The following is a 16,823-nucleotide window of genomic DNA, read 5'->3' as shown; positions in this document are numbered from 1 at the left end:
TAGGTGATAAAAATATGAATCAGATAAGTGTGCCAAATCATTTGGCAATTATAGTTGACGGTAACAGACGATGGGCGAGAAAACATCATATGCCAGCATTTATGGGACATAAGCATGGATTTGATCGTTTGGAAAAAATAATTGACCATGCAGTAAAATCAGGTGTTTCATATATCAGTCTCTTTGTATTTTCAACAGAAAATTTTAGAAGAGATGCAAATGAAGTGGATTATCTGATGGAGCTTTTTTGCAAGAATTTTTCTGAGATGGCTGCGAAGATGAAGCGTAAAAATATAAAGGTTGTTTTTTCAGGCAGAAGAACGAACCTGATCCCTTCGGTAATAGACGCAATGAATTATTTGTCTTCTGAAACACAGGACTGCACACAGTCGATTGTTAATTTCTGCCTTAATTACGGTGGAAGGGCAGAAATTGTGGATGCGTGCAAAGCAATCTCCGCTGACGTAGATGAAAACACTTTACAAATCGAAGATATTAATGAAACGACCTTTACCCGATACCTATATCAAGATTTACCGCCGGTAGATTTTCTGGTGCGTACTAGCGGAGAAATCCGTATCAGCAACTTTATGCTATGGCAGCTTGCTTATGCTGAAATGTATTTTACAGATGTTCTCTTTCCTGACTTTGATGAGGCATGCTTTGATGAAGCACTCAGAGTTTATCAATGCCGCAGCCGCCGTTTTGGTGTAGATTAATTCAAGTAAGGAAAGTTTACGATAAAGTTCTTTGATTTGCCGCAGCTTTAAGCAGAAAGGAGAGATTCGGCTTGTACAAAGAAAGATGCATTACTTCATTGATCGAAAAAGTAAGCATGAAAAATCCGATCACACCAATGGTGAAATTAAAATGACAGAGGATGGTCTTAAAACAAAGGGTATTGGCTTAGTCTTAGAAGGGGGCGCACTCAGGGGAATATTTACAGCGGGTGTATTGGATTATTTTATGGAGCGGGGATTAAAATTCCCTTATGCAGTCGGAGTATCTGCCGGGGCATGTAATCTGCTGGGGTATGTTGCAAATCAAATTGGATATACAAAAAGCTGTATGATCCCAAAAGATGCGAAAAACCAGTACTTTGGAGTCAATCAGCTGATACATAATAAAACCATTATTAATCTGGACCGCATCTTCTATGAATACCCTTACAATCAGCTTCCTTTTCACTTTAAAACGTTTTTTGGTTCTGGAATACAGACAGAATTCGTTGTTACAAATTGCGATACCGGAAAGGCGGAATACCTCCATGAAAACGGTAATGAACATCGGCTCGGTACTTTGGGCAAAGCCTCCGCCAGTGTCCCGCTATTTTCCAAAATGGTAGAACTGGACGGAAAAAAATACTTGGATGGAGGCTTGGCAGATTCCATACCCATTGAACGTGCCATTACGCAGGGCTTTCTAAAAAACGTGGTCATTTTAACCCGCACCCGTGGGGCTGTTCCCACATTGAATTCATACCAGCGTATCCTGTATCAAACCTTTTACAAGGATTTTCCACAGCTGGTCCAAGTAATACTTAATCGGCCGGCAATGTACAAGGGTCAGCTTGCTTTGCTGGATTGTCTTGAACAGGAGGGAAAAGTATTTGTAATACGGCCAAGGCTTCCGGAAATCAAGCGGTTTGAGACAGACCCCGCCACACTGGAATCCTACTATCAGCATGGTTTGCAGATTGCAAAATCCTGCTGGGATGAATTGCAGAACTATTTATTTCGTTCCGCTATACCCACCTAATTTACAGGCGTTTGTGCTTCATACGTATATATAAGTTTAGTTTGCAAAGGAGAATCAATTATGAATTTTAGTGATAAGGCAAAGGCCTTTGGTTTTGATCAGGCAGTTAAATATTTGGAAAAGGACCCGGCCGCAAATATCCCCAAGCTGGCCGCGCTGGTAGACCGTTTTCTACCCAAGGAGGAATTTGCGCCCCAGCGGGAAGCTATTCTGTCGGCAATTGATCGGAAAGACAACTGGTATCAGCTGATTATGAAAATCTATGAGCTGGATGCCGGAGCGAGAATTACCTTCTTCCGGAATTTTATCCTGAATGAAAATTTCTTCGGCTGGCCGGAGCAGGAGAGAAACCGTGAAAAATATGGCTGTAATATCCCTTGGGCAATTCTTTTAGACCCTACCTCTGCATGCAATCTGAAATGCACCGGCTGCTGGGCGGCCGAATACGGACACAAGCTTAATCTTTCTTATGAGGACATCGACTCGATTATTGAGCAGGGCAAGGCGCTGGGAACCTATCTCTACATCTATACCGGAGGCGAACCGCTGGTACGCAAGAAGGATTTGATACGCTTGTGTGAAAAACACTCGGATTGCATGTTCTTGTGTTTTACAAACTCCACATTGATCGACGAGGACTTCTGCAAGGAACTGCTGCGGGTGAAAAACTTTATTCCTTCCATCAGCTTGGAAGGGTTTGAGGAAGCGAATGACAGCCGCCGCGGAGAGGGCGTTTACGCAAAGGTCATGAATGCAATGCGGCTTTTAAAAGAAAACAAACTACCCTTTGGGCTTTCGGTTTGCTACACCAGTGTCAACTGGGATGATGTAAGCAGCGAGGCATTCTATGACCAGATCATTGAGATGGGTGCACTTTTTGTATGGTTCTTCCATTATATGCCGGTAGGACAGGGCGCTGTTACGGAGCTTATGGTGACGCCGGAACAAAGAGTAGAGCTACGGGATCGCATCCGTGCGCTCCGCAAAACAAAAGCAATTTTCTCCATGGATTTTCAAAATGATGCCCAGTACGTGGGCGGCTGTATCGCAGGAGGAAGACGCTATCTACATATCAATGCAGCAGGAGATGTCGATCCCTGTGTGTTTATCCATTACTCCAACGCAAACATTCATGACTGTACTCTGCTGGAAGCATTGCAATCTCCCATTTTTATGGCCTACCATGACGGGCAGCCGTTTAATGACAATATGCTTCGCCCCTGCCCAATGCTGGAAAATCCTGAATTTCTGCCGGAAATGGTGAGAAAATCAGGAGCGCATTCAACAGATCTTCAATCGCCGGAAAGCGCAGAAGAATTGTGCGCTAGAACCGCGGAATATGCAAAGCGCTGGACACCAGTGTCGGAGCAGCTTTGGCATGATTGCGGTTCCTGCGCAGGCTGTGCAGAGCGTTCCGCAGGAAAGCAGAGTGTATTGTGAACCCCTACCAAATCATCACAGACGCCACGGCCGATATGGATTGGAAGCTGTGGGATACCATCGTAATACCAATGGAAGTACGTCTCAATGAGCTGGTCTATCTATATGGCCCCAATGGGACAATTCGTACCGAAGATTTTTATCAAGAACAGCAGACCGGGGGCAAAACCAGCACGTCGCAGATTTCACCGGCTGAATTTCACAAGGTATTTGAAGAATCCCTTTCACGGGGGATGGATGTTTTGTATTTGGGCTTCTCCTCCGGCATGTCAGGCACATTTCAAAATGCAAGTCTGATTACTGCCGAATTAAGGGAGCGGTATCCACACAGGCAAATTGCCTGTGTGGATACGCTGGCAGCCTCCGTGCTGCAGGGATACCTGGTATATGAAGCTGCCAGAAAAAAGGCGGAGGGAATCCCCTTAGAAGAACTTGTGGTTTGGGTAAAAAAACTGCGGGAGCAGGCCTACTGTCGGTTTGTAGTAGATGGCTTAGACGCACTGAAACGCGGCGGTCGCATTTCAGCGGCTACCGCTTTCGTAGGTACAACCCTTCAAATCAAACCGGTTTTAAAGATAAATGAAAAGGGTTTGTTGCAGATTATTGACAAAAAGCGGGGAAGAAAGAAGTCCATCCATGACTTGTTAGAGTATTACCAGACACAAGATAAAAAAACAGCCAATGGCGTTGTTGTCATTGGACACGGAAATTGCCTGAAAGATGCTAAGGCACTGAAAGAGGCGCTGCAAGAGCAATATCCCAATACAGAGGTAATCCTCACCGAAGTCGGTCCTGTAATAGGCGCCCATACAGGGGCAGGTATGTTAGCAATTGCCTTTTCCTGAGTGAAAGGTAAAAAAGGTTTCAATTAATTAGCGACAGAATCAACAAAACAAGTTTCCACCCTCCCGCTGTCTGCCCCGATTCGGCGGATGGCGGGAGGCTTTTAAAGCCAGTACAGAAAGGATATCGAAATTCATGTATAACAATATAGTAGCGTTTGGCCCCATTGTGATCCATGGATATGGGCTGATGATAGCAATCGGTATCATCTGTGCACTGTTTCTCTTTGAAAAACGTGCAAGCGCCAGAGGGTGTGACAAGAACAGCATTTATAACTTGAGTTTGATTTCTTTGCTCTCTGGCTTTATTGGAGCAAAATTACTTTACTGTATTGTAGAATTTGAAACGATATGGGATAATCCGCAGTTAGCTTTATCAGGAAGTGGCTTTGTAGTCTATGGAGGCATAATCAGTGGTATCGCTGCGGCAATGATATATTGTAAACGAAAGGACCTTCGTTTCCTCTCGTATTTTGATTTAGCGGCACCGTCCATCGCTCTTGCCCAGGGGGTTGGCCGAATCGGCTGTTTCCTGGCAGGGTGCTGTTATGGCCGTGAGACAAACAGCGCTTTTGGCATTGCGTTTAAACAATCCTTAATTGCTCCGAATGGCGTTAAATTAATTCCTACCCAATTATTATCCAGCGCAGGTGATTTCATGATTGCTGCCATACTGCTGCTCTACACCCAGAGAGAGCGAAAACAAGGACAGGTTGGTGCCTTGTATCTCATCCTGTATAGCACCGGAAGATTTTTAATTGAATTTTTAAGGAATGACAATAGGGGCTATATGGGTCTGCTGTCAACATCGCAGTTTATTTCTCTCATTGTCCTATTCTTCATAGCAGTGGCGCTTTTCGTGAGTAACAAATCAAAAAGAAGTATGGTTTGAATATAAGCCGTTGTATATAAGGAGAACACTGAATGACAATAAATCAAAAAAAGAATTTTATTATCAACATAATATATTTTACGCTAATTGCGGGTATTGTCTATATCTTTATTAAGCATATTTTAATTCTTATAATGCCTTTTATCATTGGGTTTGCGGTAGCACTTATATTAAGGCCGGTAATCAATTTTGCCTCTAAAAAATTTCATCTTCCGCAAAAGGCCACGGCCGTTGTACTGGTTTTGCTGTCTTACGCGGGGGTAAGTTCGTTGGTGGCGTGGACAGGAATGCGCTTTGTCGCTTTGGTAAAGAACAGCATTGTCAGACTCCCGGAAATCTACGCACTTCAAATTGAACCTGCAATTCGTGACATTTTTGAAAATGTCGAAAGAGCTTCTGAAAAACTTGATCCGACGATGGTTCAAATGGTTCAGGATATGGCTGTGTCTGTATCACAGTCAACAGGCTCTGTGGTTAGCAAAATTTCTTCAACCGTCATTGAGTCAATCTCTTCCTCCGTATCGTTTTTACCGGGTTTGTTTTTAGGCGTTATCTTTGCGGTTATTTCCTCTTTGTTTTTTGCCATGGATTATAGCAAGATTACTGCTTATCTATCAAGTCGGCTGCCATCCAACAATCCAGGTCTCTTTACGGAAATAAAAAAACTGGCTACCGGTATAGGGTTTAAGTATGTAAAAGCATATGCGATATTAATGGCGGTCACATTTGGCGAGCTCGCTTTGGGACTGCTTCTCCTGAGAGTAGATGGAGCGATTGAGGTTGCTGCGCTGATTGCCGTGATTGACTTTCTCCCTGTACTTGGAACGGGGGGTATCGTTATCCCTTGGATTCTGATCGAACTGGTTCAAGGTAACCTGCCGTTTGCCTTGGGATTAATGGCACTATATCTAATTATAACGGTAGTCCGAAATATATTGGAGCCCAAGCTGATAGGTGAACAAATTGGGCTCCATCCCCTTATCATGCTAATCAGTATGTATGTAGGGGTTAAAATCTTTGGGTTCGTGGGACTGGTTGCCCTGCCGGTTACAATTGTGGTTATAAAATATCTGTACGATAATAATAAGATTCACTTTTTTAAACCGGAGAAAAACCTATGAACACAATCGTATCAAACTATAGAAATGCCGCCTGACAATTTATTATAAACTGCTGTATTTTAAATATTTTTATTCAAAGGAGGCCTAAGGGGATAACATGCTGGACTTTGTTTCCATTCCGATGGGATTTATTTTAAAAATTATATACGATAGCTTAGCTTTTCAAAATTATGGAATTGCACTTATCATTTTTACGGTAGGCGTAAAGACATTGCTGCTTCCCACGACAATCAAGCAGGTACAATCAACTTCAAAGATAAGTGAGATCCAGCCTCAAATGCAGGAGATACAAAAGAAATACAGGGATGACAAAGAAAAGCAAAGTGCGGAACTGATGAGGTTGTATCAAGAAAATAAAGTAAATCCGGCAGGAGGCTGCCTCCCTCTTTTGATACAGATGCCGATATTGTTTTCTCTATATTATGTAATTTCCCAGCCTTTAAAGTATATGGTGGGAAAATCTCCTGAGATTATCACGCAGCTTTATTCACTGGTACCTCAGGGGAGTGGAAACATAAATCAAATGAAGGATATCAGCGTAATCACTTATTTTAGCGCTCACCCGGAACAGCTTTCGCAGGTATCGAACCTGTTAAAGCCGGAGGAATTATTGAACATGAGTTTTTTAGGAATTAATTTAGGTGCGGTACCCAATTGGAATCCTGCCAGCTATATCACCTCAGGGTCAGAGATACAAAGTTATCTTTTGCTGCTGATTCCGGTATTGTCGGCACTGACATCTTTTATTTCTATGAAATACTCAATGAGAAACACACCCAAAACAAGCGAAACAGAAATGCAAACTTTGATACAGAATAATATAGCTTTACTTTCGCCCATCATGAGCGGAATAATTGCTTTTACCGTTCCTGCAGGGCTGGGACTGTATTGGATTATCGGAAACATCTATCAGCTTTTTCAGCAGATATTTATTGATCTATTTGTGTTAAAAAAATATAAAAAAGCGAATGATCCAGCCGTTAGGAGAGATGGAGAATGAATATTGTAAATTATGCAGAAACGCAGATGGAAACCTTTAAAGCTAAGAAATTTAATCTGGTGGATAGCATGGTTTTATCTCAGTTTGTGTATCTTCATTTTAACAACATTGTACCGGGACTCACTGACACGCAAGAGCCTGTGCGAATCGGTGAATTGCTGAAAGCAGAGCATATTCATCATATGCTGCATCATGTCCGAGATCCGAAAAGCAATCGAAGACTCTTGCTTGCCCTTGGAATGAGTTCCAGGTATCGGGCTATTCGAATGTGTTGCTATGCTGACAGCTTAAACATATCGGAGCAAAAGCAGTTTGCAACTGTTACCTATCTGATTGATGAAGAAACAGCCTATATTGCTTATCGTGGAACCGATTCAATGGTTGTAGGCTGGAAAGAGGATTTTAACATGGCGTATATTTCTCCAGTACCTGCACAGCAGGAAGGAGTTGCCTATTAGAATGCAGTTGCTGAGAAGTTTGAACAAGCTTTTATGGTGAGGGGACATTCTAAGGGTGGAAACATCGCAGTTTATGCTTCCATGGAGTGTCATTCGACCACTCAGGATCGTATTGTCAGTATTTACAGTCACAATGGCCCCGGATTTAGGGATGAAATATTTGCTACTGGAAAATATGCGAGGATTAAAAACAGGATACATAAAACATTACCTCAATTCTCTTTAGTGGGGATGCTTTTGCAACATCAAGAGGACTATGTAGCGGTTGAAAGCAATCAGTTCTGGTTTATGCAGCATGATCCCTTTTCGTGGGTAGTGAATCAAGGAGATTTTCAATATACGCAAGGTATCACAGGAGGAGCGGCACAGGCCAATACAGTAATTAAGCAATGGCTCCTATCCCTGGATGACGAAAAACGAGAGCTATTTGTAGCCACATTATATAGTGTAATTGAATCAATGGGTGTAGTAAATTTCAGTGATTTTACAGAAGATTGGCATGAAAAGCAGTTTCGGCCATGGAAACCGCAAGAGGTATTGACTCAGAAACCAAGCGTTTTGTCTTTGAAACCGTTAAATTGCTTTTAGCATTATATATAAAGAATTTGCGCTTTCCTCAATAATAATCAAATTTTTGTATTGCCATATTTCATTGACGGGAGATGAAGAAATGATATTTCATGCCAGAGCTGAACTGCTGGATGCAATTGTTTTAGCTGTGATTTTTAAAAATAGTGAAGGAAATTATGGATATAAAATAGCTCGGGATGTCAGAGAAAAAATCGATATATCAGAATCTACGCTGTATCCAGTGTTAAGGCGTCTGGAAAAAGACAACTTTCTTGAAGTTTATGATATTGAATATAAAGGAAGGAACAGGCGTTATTACAAGGTAACAGCCCAAGGTAATGTTCAACTCATATCGTTCTGTGAAGCATGGAGAGGCTATTCAAAAAAGATAGATAAAATTTTCATGGTTGCAGAGCAGTAATATTAAGGAGTGTGAAATGGTAGAAAAGCCGCTGTATGCTTTAATGTATGCAGCAATTTTTTGGCCCTTTTAGCAAAACCAACGGCAGTATTCTGCTCTCACTGAAAGAAAGGATACCATAAAATGTCACGCGGGTTTGCCATTACTTACAAATAAATAATTATGTCAAGGGCGAACCTGTTAAAAGCCGGGGGCGCAAAGCCACAGGGTCTAAGGCGTTTTCGGACGTTATGATAGTCTGGCTGCCAAAAACCGCGCAGGGCGTGCCCTCTCCAAACAGAGGGCACGCCCTTGCTCTTTCTTACGGCTTTTGACGGATCATTTGGATATCGGGATACCGGCTTTCGCCCGCCACGGAAGAAAGAGGTATTTCTATGGAAAACAACAGCCGCCCTCCCGCACGGAGGTGGAAATAAAGACGGCGCTGTCCGTCTATGCCACCTTTTACATATACAATTTCATATTCAGCTTCTAAAAAAGTCAGTATTTTGCCAATGGCAATCTACTGACTTTTTTTATTCGACAAAATTCTCGTTTATTTTACAGATAATTCCAAGCATCCGGTCTGGTAGCTACACAAGATTCCAGCCTCGTTGCCGCTCTCCTCCGCTTCTGACATTTTGACTCACCATCAAAATTTCAGAAAACGGAGGACAAGCCATATGGCAGAAAAGAAAGAATATCAAATCAAGGTGCAGGGTCAGCTTGTGCCGGTCAGTGAGGAAGTTTATGTTACCTATCACCGCATGAAGCGCCGTGAAACCTATCTGGAGGAAAGGGACACGGCAAACGGTGTTTTTTATTACAGTGCCATGGATACAGCGGAAACCACAGGCGAGGATGGGATTCCGGATCTTGCGTCTCCCCGTGTGGAGGATGTGGTCATGGACAAGTTTATAGCAGACAGGCTCCATTGGTGCCTCGACCAACTTAGCAAAGAGGAACAGGAGCTCATTTTCACTCTGTTTTTTCAGAACAAAAGTGAGCATCAGCTATCTCGTGAAACAGGAATCGCTCAGAAAACCATTCACAACCGTAAGGTTCGGATTTTGGCCCAGCTAAAAAAGTTGATGGAAAAGTAAAATAATATGGCTCAACCCCCTCACGAAATCGGCTTAGTAGTGAGGGGGTTTTCTATTCACCCTCATTGCTCTTTGAAAATTTCATATCCGACGACCTGAATACGTTAGCTGACGGACCCCAAAAGGGAAAGCGACTTCGGAAGATGCGCCAAGACCACCTGTAGGCAGGCAGTAAGAAAACGAAAGCTCTTATTTTTGTTCGTTTGATTCTTTCTGCTCCTATCAAAGACGGCCAAATAAGGTGCAAAGCGATACCCATCCGTCCGAAAAGCAGGCTGTGGCAGCCTGTTTCGCAATGACCCCGTCAGCCTATCATGATACTTCTGTCCAGTCACAGCCCCCCTTGACCGGGGGACCACGCAATGAGGGCAGCCAGCGGAGATCCCGGTGGAGGTGAGATTCCTATGATGCGGTGAAGCCAACCGCAGTTCAGGCCGTCGCCTTTTGAGCTCTTATACACCAGAGCTCTGCGTGCTTGGGGAGTAGTGTCGAATTAAGCACAGAAGAAAAATCTTAATGTCAGAAGCGATGGGGATCGCTCTGCCTATACAGCAGGGCGATCCCTATATTTGTGCCATTAAGAATACCGGCATAAGAAAAGAGGTGTGTATTTGAAACAGTTCCAAAAGGTCATTTTACGGGGCGACATCTACTATGCAGACTTAAATCCCACGGTCGGCTCGGAACAGGGCGGGGTGCGGCCTCTGGTCATTTTGCAAAATAACGTCGGAAACCGCTACAGCCCCACCGTGATTGCCGCCGCCATAACAGCCAGCCCCAAAAAGACGCTCCCCACCCATGCGGCCATTGGTCATGCCTGCGGACAGATGAAGGAATCCTTTGTGCTTCTGGAACAGATACGCACCATCGACCGCAGTAGGCTGCGGGAATATGTCGGCAGGCTGGATGAACAGGAAATGAAGAGAATTGACGAGGTACTGGCAATCAGCGTTGGACTGGCTCCGGTGCCTATTCTATCAGGGAGGGAAACGCCATGACAAACGCACAGGTATCCGATAATCTGATGTACGCTGCCGCTCTGCAGCAGCTCACACGGCTTGCAGCTGCCAAGAACATGACAGATCAGGAAATAGAAAGCGTCAGAAAGGACTTGGAACGCAGGCTGCGCCCTACCATCATCGCTCCCTGCTGAGTCCCGGAATTGTTTTCTGAATATTATCAACTATTCAGTAGCTATATACCGGGAGGTGTGGTAGTGTATGTCGTTGAAAGGAGGGAAAAAAGATGTATCAATCCAATTCAACATCGGTGGAAGCGCCTAAAATCACATTGATACAGGCGCGAAAGCCGGAAACTGCGAAGCTCCGTGTGGCGGCATATGCCCGTGTGAGCAGTGATTCGGAGGATCAGCAGAACTCCTACATCGCACAGGTGGATTATTACACCCGGCATATCGCCGCGCAGGAGAGCTGGGAGCTGGCGGACATTTACGCAGACGAGGGCATTTCCGGCCTTGTGGCAAGCAAGCGGGATGAATTCAACCGTATGATACAGGACTGCCGGGACGGAAAAATTGACCGCGTCCTCGTCAAATCCATCTCCCGCTTCGCAAGAAACACCAAGGAATATATCCAGTATGTGCGGGAGCTTCTACGGATGGGCATCTCCATCCACTTTGAAAAGGAGAACATCGACACCGGCAAAATGACGTCGGAGCAAATTGCCACCATCTACGGTGCTTTTTCACAGATGGAGTCACAGAACCACTCAAACAATATGCGCATCAGCGTCCGCATCCGTATGGAAAAGGGCGACTACCTCTCGCCGTCCGAGCCTTACGGCTACAGGTTGGAGAATCGCACGCTTATCATTATCCCCGAACAGGCAGAGGTAGTGCGCCGCATTTATGCCGCTTATCTCAGCGGTCAGGGAAAGAATGACATCGCAGATGAGCTGAACAAGGCAGGCATTTCCCGCACCAAGGGACGAACCGTCTGGCACCCAAGCACAGTAGCCTACATCCTTACCAACATCGCCTATACCGGAGATATGCTCTGGCAAAAGAGCTTCTCTACCAATGAAATCCCGTTCCGGCAGGTGCGAAACAAGGGTGAGAAGCCGAAATACTTTGTAGAAAACTGCCATGAGGCGATTATTCCCAGGGAGGACTTTCGGCAAGTGCAGGTACTGATGGAAAGCCGCCGAAATCACATCAACGGACCGGGTTCTTCCACACTGCTGGCAAGGAAAATCCACTGCGAAGGCTGCGGTACTCTGTTTCGCAGAAAACTCGTTAATGAAAAGGTCTACTGGACTTGCCGGAGGCATGACCGTAATAAGGACCTTTGCCCCACCTCACAGGTACCAGAGGAACAGATTGTCACGGCAATCCTCCGTATGTACCATAAGCTAAAACGGTATCACGCGCAAATCCTCTCCCCGGTTTTAATCCAGCTGACCGAGCTTCGGGAAAAAGAGCTCCGCTCCAACTGCAGAATCAATGATATTGACAAAGAAATCGCCCAGCTCACAGAGCAGAATCTCGTTCTTGTTCGACTTAAGTCGAAGGGATACGTAGATTCTGCTCTTTATTTATCCCAAACCGGGGAAATAGACTTTAAGCTCCGGGAATTGCGCCGTCTGCGCCGCCGCATCATGGAAGCCAACGGCGAGGACAGCCAGATCAGAGCCACCCAAGCGATGCTGGACTATTTGGAGGACAGCCCCGAATATCTGGAGGAGCTCACGGAGGAAATGTTTGAAACAATGGTGCAAAGTATCAGCATCGCCTCGGAAACCGAGATGAATCTCAATCTCTACAACGGCCTGATGCTGAAAGAAACCATGGAAAGGACGGTGCGGTAAATGGCATGGCAGAGAAAAATCCCCTTTGGATACACCATGAAACAGGGCGAGATACAATGCAGCCCCACGGAATCAGCGGCGGTCAAAGAGATTTTCAGGCTTTATGCTGACGGCATGGCATATAGCAAAATCGCCGCTGAAATGATGCGTCGGGGGCTTCGCTACCACAGCCGCACGGCTGAATGGAACAAGCACATGGTCAAGCGCATCCTCGAAAACGAACGCTATCTCGGTGAAAAGGAATATCCCCCCATCCTTGAACCGGAAGCCTTTCTGCGCGCCCAGCTTGTCAGGGGAGGAAAGAATACGCATACACCCTGCCCGGATTACATCAGACCCATCCGTGAAAAGGCAGTCTGCGGCATGTGCGGCGGCAGGATGCTCCGTGATACCAGAGCTGAGGGAAAGCCCCGCTGGTACTGCGAAAAGGACGGCTGTGCCAACCGCCGCTACATAGAGGACGAGGACATCCGGACAGCTCTTTCCGAGCGGCTGGATGTGCTGGCACGGACCCCAAACCTCTTAGACTGGCCTCTGCCGCAGAATACAGATGAACCGACGCTGGAGGCAGTGCGCATCCGTAACGAGGTCATCCGGGAATTGAACAAAGCCGAGCCGGGTGCGGAATATACCAAAATGCTGATACTGGCCTGCGCCGCCGAGCAATACAGTGGGCTCCCCGATGCCACGCCCTATTATCAAATACGGAGGCTAAGAAATAAAATCGGCGGACAGCCCATGGATGAAATACTCCGCGAAGAAATTTTCAGAACGGCAGTGCAGGAGGTACATTTTACAGCTGACGGCGGTCTCCGCTTACGGCTGATCAACGGAAAAACCCTTGAAGAAGGTGGAAAGGAGGATGCAAAATGCACCAAAGCGCAGTGAGAAAGGTTACGGTGATTCCGGCCGATCCGACATACGATCAGAAGGACATCCGAAAAAAGCATCTTCGTGTGGCGCCCTACTGCCGTGTTTCCACTAACTCCGAGGAACAGCTTGACAGCTATCAGGCGCAGATTGAATACTACACCGAAAAAATAGCCGCCCAGCAGGAATGGACGATGGTGGATATGTTTGCAGACGAGGGCAAGACCGCAACCTCCACCAAAAAGCGTAAGGATTTTCTGCGAATGATTAAAGCCTGTGAAAAAGGAAAAGTAGACCTTGTCATCACGAAGTCGGTATCCCGGTTCTGCCGGAATACGCTGGACGGCCTCGATTATGTCCGCAGGCTCAAGCGCATGGGCGTTGGGATTTTCTTTGAGAAGGAAAATGTCAACACCCTCTACATGGACAATGAGATGATTCTCACCTTTATGATGAGCCAGGCACAGGCCGAAAGCGAGTCTATGAGCGGCAACATCCGCTGGGGGCACCGCAAGAATTTCAAGGACGGCAAGGTTTACTTCCACTATGCCGGATTTTTAGGCTACCGCAGAGGTGAAAACGATCTCCCCGAAATCGACCCGGAAGAAGCGGAAATTGTCCGCAGAATTTTTTCACGGTATCTGATTGGGCATAGCGTGGCCAAAATCATCACAGACCTTGAGTCGGACGGCATTAAAACGGCGCGTGGGCATAAAAAGTGGAATGACGGCGTGATACGGGGTATGCTCCGAAACGAAAAATACATGGGGGACGCCCTGCTCCAGAAAACTTATATCGCAGACCTTTTCACCCGACAGACCAAGAAAAACACCGGCGAACTCCCCCAATATTATGTGGAGAACAGCCATCCCGCCATCATCGACCGGCTGACCTTCCAGCAGGTGCAGGAAGAAATGGCACGGCGCTCCAGCCTAAAAAAGGTCAGTGCCGCCGCCAAAACCGAGCTTGCCAAATACAGCGGCAAATATGTGCTGACGGAACTGTTATCCTGTGGGAACTGCGGCAGCACCTACCGCAGGGTGACATGGAGCAGACCGGAGGGTAGGAAAATCGTCTGGCGGTGCATCAACCGTCTGGAGAACGGAAAAAAGTTCTGCAAGGACGCTCCCACGCTGGAAGAAAGCCGGATTCACACAGCGGTGGTCAGCGCCATGAACGAAATGTTCAGCCTAAAGAGCATGAAAGCAATTTTGCAGGACAGCATCCGGTCTGCCCTTGTGCCAAAGGGCGGTGAAACCAGCCTCACAGCCATCGACAGCAGGCTCTCCGAACTGCGAGAACAGCAGTACAGGCTCCTTCAGCTTGCCGCCGCTGTGGGAGCGGATTCCACCCAATACGATGAGGAACTGAAAAAGGTCAGTATGGACTTCTCCGCACTGGTGGCAAAACGGAGCGAGCTGGAAAAAAACCGGCAGGATACCGAACAGGCGGATGAGCGTGTCGAGCAGCTTACCGCCGAACTGGAAACGGTGGACACCGGCATCACCACATTTGACGAGGTCACCGTGCGACAGCTAATCAGTGCCATCACGGTACTCAGCGAAGAAAAACTGCTCATCCGTTTCAAGGACGGAACGGAAATCGAGCAGATTATATGAGGGCAGCAGTAATCAGGTGCGGGAAAATATCCTGCACCTGATTTTCTATACAATATAATTTTTATCAGGAGGAATTAGTATGTTTTTCGATTACCAAAAAGCACAGCGGATGAAGGAACGGTATCCCGGCGGAACCCGCATCCGTCTCGACAGCATGGATGACCCTTATGCCCCCATCGCGCCGGGCACGGAAGGGACGGTAAATTTCGTGGATGACATCGGCACACTTCACTGCACCTTTGACAATGGACGCACCCTCGGTGTCGTTCCCGGTGAGGACAGCTTCTCGGTGCTCTCGCGTCCGGAATCGTCTGAGCCGGAGGAAAGTCCCTCTGAGCAGTTCGGCATGAAAATGGAATAAAAGGAGGATGTGCCATGAAGCGGATTACGACAGATGAGCTTCGCACCATGACAGACCGTGAGGGACTGATTCTTCAAGGCTGCGGCGGGGAGCTTTCAGAATGGGTGAACGGCATCAACGAGTTGCTGACACAGGAAGGTATCCTGCAAAACGGCGATGCCTTCAAGGAGGTTTTCGCTTTTGAGCATAACGGCTGCACCAATCTGCTGTTTCCTATGGAAAATGTAGATTTGCATATGGGAAAACTCGCCATATGGCGTTTGCAGTCGCACAGTGCTTTCGGCGGCACATGGTTGAGTGACTATCTCCCAAACCGGCTGGGCGTTTCTATGGACGAACAGCCTACGCAACAGGACAGCGGTCTTGAAATGAAACAAAGCTACTAATTCCAAGCGTTCCACCGGCAGATTCAGCTCTGCCGGGTACATAAAAAAACAGGCTCCTACGGAGCCGGAAAGGAGAAGTCTATGAAAGCGTTGAAAAAGAACAGTACCCTGTATCTGGAGCAGATTGCCTCTGCGGTAGCTGAATGTTATGAAAGAGATGAGAAGCCCTGCAACCGGGTACTGCTGGAGCTTTATACGTTGATCGGCCAATGTGTTTGCCGTCAGGGAGAAAAAGCGTTTATCCCGCATTTGGCTGGAATGCTCACCAACCGGTTTCCATCGCTGAAGGGCTTCTCCCTTCGAAACCTCCGCAGGATGCGTGACTTTTACCGCACCTATGAAAACGCCCCTGCTCTCATGGGCAGGGGCGCAGTCCCTTGGCTGGACGCAAAATATTGCTATACTGGAGTGCTGCGAAACCGGTGAGCAGCGTTCTTTTTATATTGAGTTTGCGGCAGAACGGAACCTCTCCAAACTGGCGCTCATGAAAGCCATTCAGGAGGATGCCTTTTTCACTGCCCTGCATACGGAAAACTGCTCTGAAGGAATGGAACCCAGCTTCGCCCCTGTAAACGATAGCTGCCCCGATGAAGCCGTAGACACCACTGCACCCGCTGAAACGGCTTGTGAGCCATTTGTGACAGCGTGTGAGCCTCCGCGCCAAGGGGATGCTTTGCACCGAAGCATTGACAGCGGCTACAGCGAACCCCTCACTATGATCTCAACCGACAGAAGAATAAAAAATATGCTCAACGACCCTTTTCTACGCTGGCAGGCCTACCCGTTTCCGATGCGCTTCATATCACCAAACACATTGGTGCAGATCGGCATCATTCATCTGAAGCCACCGCCCGACATAGTTCAGCCGAACAAGTTCCCACCGTCTTTCAGCAGAAATCAGGCCCGGAGTTATCAATGGAAAGTACACCGAACGCAAACAGCCGCATAAATGTTTGCACTCAATCGTGAAAAAGTTGAGGATTTATGGTATCATAAAATTGATAAACGGCTGCGGAGAATCTGATTTATTTTGAGGACTTGGCGCTCTCTTTGGAGAAAGATAAGAAATCTTTTTTCCACGGTGTCCACACAATTTAATCCAATCCTTTTTCTCAATGAAAGATGGTTGGATTTTTCACTTACAGAGCTGAATTTTCGAGAGTGTAGAAAATTTTGT

At 46.5% G+C, this 16,823-nt stretch carries 18 protein-coding genes, 1 pseudogene and 1 riboswitch; all 19 genes and pseudogenes read left to right on the top strand.

What is annotated here, in order from left to right; genetic code table 11:
• Positions 1–14: 14 nt before the first annotated feature.
• Positions 15–719, top strand: coding sequence for a polyprenyl diphosphate synthase (gene uppS, locus T472_RS04555; RefSeq protein WP_023383184.1), 705 nt, complete (start codon positions 15–17; stop codon positions 717–719).
• A gap of 85 nt (positions 720–804) precedes the next feature.
• On the top strand, positions 805–1,758 hold the full coding sequence (locus T472_RS04550) for a patatin-like phospholipase family protein (RefSeq protein ID WP_023383183.1): 954 nt from the start codon (positions 805–807) through the stop codon (positions 1,756–1,758).
• A gap of 60 nt (positions 1,759–1,818) precedes the next feature.
• Positions 1,819–3,198, top strand: a complete 1,380-nt coding sequence (locus T472_RS04545; RefSeq protein ID WP_023383182.1) for a radical SAM protein — start codon at positions 1,819–1,821, stop codon at positions 3,196–3,198.
• A complete protein-coding gene (locus tag T472_RS04540; RefSeq protein WP_023383181.1) occupies positions 3,195–4,043 on the top strand; it encodes a DegV family protein in 849 nt (282 codons plus the stop codon). The genes T472_RS04545 and T472_RS04540 overlap by 4 nt, the downstream gene beginning before the upstream one ends.
• 133 nt (positions 4,044–4,176) lie before the next feature.
• On the top strand, positions 4,177–4,932 hold the full coding sequence (gene lgt / locus T472_RS04535; protein WP_023383180.1) for a prolipoprotein diacylglyceryl transferase: 756 nt from the start codon (positions 4,177–4,179) through the stop codon (positions 4,930–4,932).
• 32 nt (positions 4,933–4,964) lie between these two features.
• Positions 4,965–6,053, top strand: a complete 1,089-nt coding sequence (gene ytvI, locus T472_RS04530) for a sporulation integral membrane protein YtvI (protein WP_023383179.1) — start codon at positions 4,965–4,967, stop codon at positions 6,051–6,053.
• Positions 6,054–6,150: 97 nt separating this feature from the next.
• Entirely contained in the window at positions 6,151–7,053 is a 903-nt protein-coding gene (locus tag T472_RS04525) for a YidC/Oxa1 family membrane protein insertase (RefSeq protein ID WP_023383178.1), read from the top strand.
• A pseudogene (locus T472_RS04515) lies at positions 7,050–8,099 on the top strand (Mbeg1-like protein). Before T472_RS04525 ends, T472_RS04515 begins: the two are co-directional and overlap by 4 nt.
• An 82-nt stretch (positions 8,100–8,181) precedes the next feature.
• Positions 8,182–8,502, top strand: a complete 321-nt coding sequence (locus T472_RS04510; protein ID WP_023383177.1) for a PadR family transcriptional regulator — start codon at positions 8,182–8,184, stop codon at positions 8,500–8,502.
• A gap of 160 nt (positions 8,503–8,662) precedes the next feature.
• Positions 8,663–8,752, top strand: a riboswitch (cyclic di-GMP riboswitch).
• Between the two features lie 412 nt (positions 8,753–9,164).
• A complete protein-coding gene (locus T472_RS04505) occupies positions 9,165–9,584 on the top strand; it encodes a sigma-70 RNA polymerase sigma factor region 4 domain-containing protein (RefSeq protein WP_023383176.1) in 420 nt (139 codons plus the stop codon).
• 611 nt (positions 9,585–10,195) lie between these two features.
• Positions 10,196–10,582 carry a type II toxin-antitoxin system PemK/MazF family toxin gene (locus T472_RS04500; protein WP_023383175.1) on the top strand — a complete coding sequence of 129 codons (387 nt, stop codon included), beginning with the start codon at positions 10,196–10,198 and terminating at the stop codon, positions 10,580–10,582.
• Positions 10,579–10,737, top strand: a complete 159-nt coding sequence (locus T472_RS19875; protein WP_023383174.1) for a hypothetical protein — start codon at positions 10,579–10,581, stop codon at positions 10,735–10,737. Before T472_RS04500 ends, T472_RS19875 begins: the two co-directional genes overlap by 4 nt.
• A gap of 92 nt (positions 10,738–10,829) precedes the next feature.
• Positions 10,830–12,410, top strand: coding sequence for a recombinase family protein (locus T472_RS04495; protein ID WP_023383173.1), 1,581 nt, complete (start codon positions 10,830–10,832; stop codon positions 12,408–12,410).
• Positions 12,411–13,298: a recombinase family protein gene (locus T472_RS04490; protein WP_023383172.1), complete on the top strand. Its 888-nt coding sequence runs from the start codon at positions 12,411–12,413 to the stop codon at positions 13,296–13,298. It begins immediately after the preceding gene.
• Positions 13,280–14,899, top strand: coding sequence for a recombinase family protein (locus tag T472_RS04485; protein WP_023383171.1), 1,620 nt, complete (start codon positions 13,280–13,282; stop codon positions 14,897–14,899). The genes T472_RS04490 and T472_RS04485 overlap by 19 nt, the downstream gene beginning before the upstream one ends.
• A 79-nt stretch (positions 14,900–14,978) precedes the next feature.
• Positions 14,979–15,260, top strand: coding sequence for a DUF4314 domain-containing protein (locus tag T472_RS04480; RefSeq protein ID WP_023383170.1), 282 nt, complete (start codon positions 14,979–14,981; stop codon positions 15,258–15,260).
• A gap of 14 nt (positions 15,261–15,274) precedes the next feature.
• Positions 15,275–15,646, top strand: coding sequence for a hypothetical protein (locus T472_RS04475; RefSeq protein WP_023383169.1), 372 nt, complete (start codon positions 15,275–15,277; stop codon positions 15,644–15,646).
• Between the two features lie 81 nt (positions 15,647–15,727).
• Positions 15,728–16,072 (top strand): DUF1016 N-terminal domain-containing protein, encoded by a 345-nt coding sequence (locus tag T472_RS20205; protein ID WP_242864763.1) that lies wholly within the window; start codon positions 15,728–15,730, stop codon positions 16,070–16,072.
• Positions 15,984–16,595 carry a hypothetical protein gene (locus tag T472_RS04470; RefSeq protein WP_023383168.1) on the top strand — a complete coding sequence of 204 codons (612 nt, stop codon included), beginning with the start codon at positions 15,984–15,986 and terminating at the stop codon, positions 16,593–16,595. The genes T472_RS20205 and T472_RS04470 overlap by 89 nt, the downstream gene beginning before the upstream one ends.
• Positions 16,596–16,823 lie beyond the last annotated feature (228 nt).

It is taken from the genome of Youngiibacter fragilis 232.1 (genome assembly GCF_000495435.3).
Lineage (GTDB): Bacteria > Bacillota > Clostridia > Clostridiales > Clostridiaceae > Youngiibacter > Youngiibacter fragilis.
The sequence above is the reverse complement of the archived record's forward strand: the minus strand, read 5'-3'. Positions and strand labels throughout refer to the sequence as shown.

Coding starts and splice junctions, on each gene's coding strand:
- uppS (WP_023383184.1), top strand. CDS start 15: ATGAATCAGATAAGTGTGCCAAATCATTTGGCAATTATAGTTGACGGT.
- T472_RS04550 (WP_023383183.1), top strand. CDS start 805: ATGCATTACTTCATTGATCGAAAAAGTAAGCATGAAAAATCCGATCAC.
- T472_RS04545 (WP_023383182.1), top strand. CDS start 1,819: ATGAATTTTAGTGATAAGGCAAAGGCCTTTGGTTTTGATCAGGCAGTT.
- lgt (WP_023383180.1), top strand. CDS start 4,177: ATGTATAACAATATAGTAGCGTTTGGCCCCATTGTGATCCATGGATAT.
- ytvI (WP_023383179.1), top strand. CDS start 4,965: ATGACAATAAATCAAAAAAAGAATTTTATTATCAACATAATATATTTT.
- T472_RS04525 (WP_023383178.1), top strand. CDS start 6,151: ATGCTGGACTTTGTTTCCATTCCGATGGGATTTATTTTAAAAATTATA.
- T472_RS04510 (WP_023383177.1), top strand. CDS start 8,182: ATGATATTTCATGCCAGAGCTGAACTGCTGGATGCAATTGTTTTAGCT.
- T472_RS04505 (WP_023383176.1), top strand. CDS start 9,165: ATGGCAGAAAAGAAAGAATATCAAATCAAGGTGCAGGGTCAGCTTGTG.
- T472_RS19875 (WP_023383174.1), top strand. CDS start 10,579: ATGACAAACGCACAGGTATCCGATAATCTGATGTACGCTGCCGCTCTG.
- T472_RS04495 (WP_023383173.1), top strand. CDS start 10,830: ATGTATCAATCCAATTCAACATCGGTGGAAGCGCCTAAAATCACATTG.
- T472_RS04490 (WP_023383172.1), top strand. CDS start 12,411: ATGGCATGGCAGAGAAAAATCCCCTTTGGATACACCATGAAACAGGGC.
- T472_RS04485 (WP_023383171.1), top strand. CDS start 13,280: ATGCACCAAAGCGCAGTGAGAAAGGTTACGGTGATTCCGGCCGATCCG.
- T472_RS04480 (WP_023383170.1), top strand. CDS start 14,979: ATGTTTTTCGATTACCAAAAAGCACAGCGGATGAAGGAACGGTATCCC.
- T472_RS04475 (WP_023383169.1), top strand. CDS start 15,275: ATGAAGCGGATTACGACAGATGAGCTTCGCACCATGACAGACCGTGAG.
- T472_RS20205 (WP_242864763.1), top strand. CDS start 15,728: ATGAAAGCGTTGAAAAAGAACAGTACCCTGTATCTGGAGCAGATTGCC.
- T472_RS04470 (WP_023383168.1), top strand. CDS start 15,984: ATGAAAACGCCCCTGCTCTCATGGGCAGGGGCGCAGTCCCTTGGCTGG.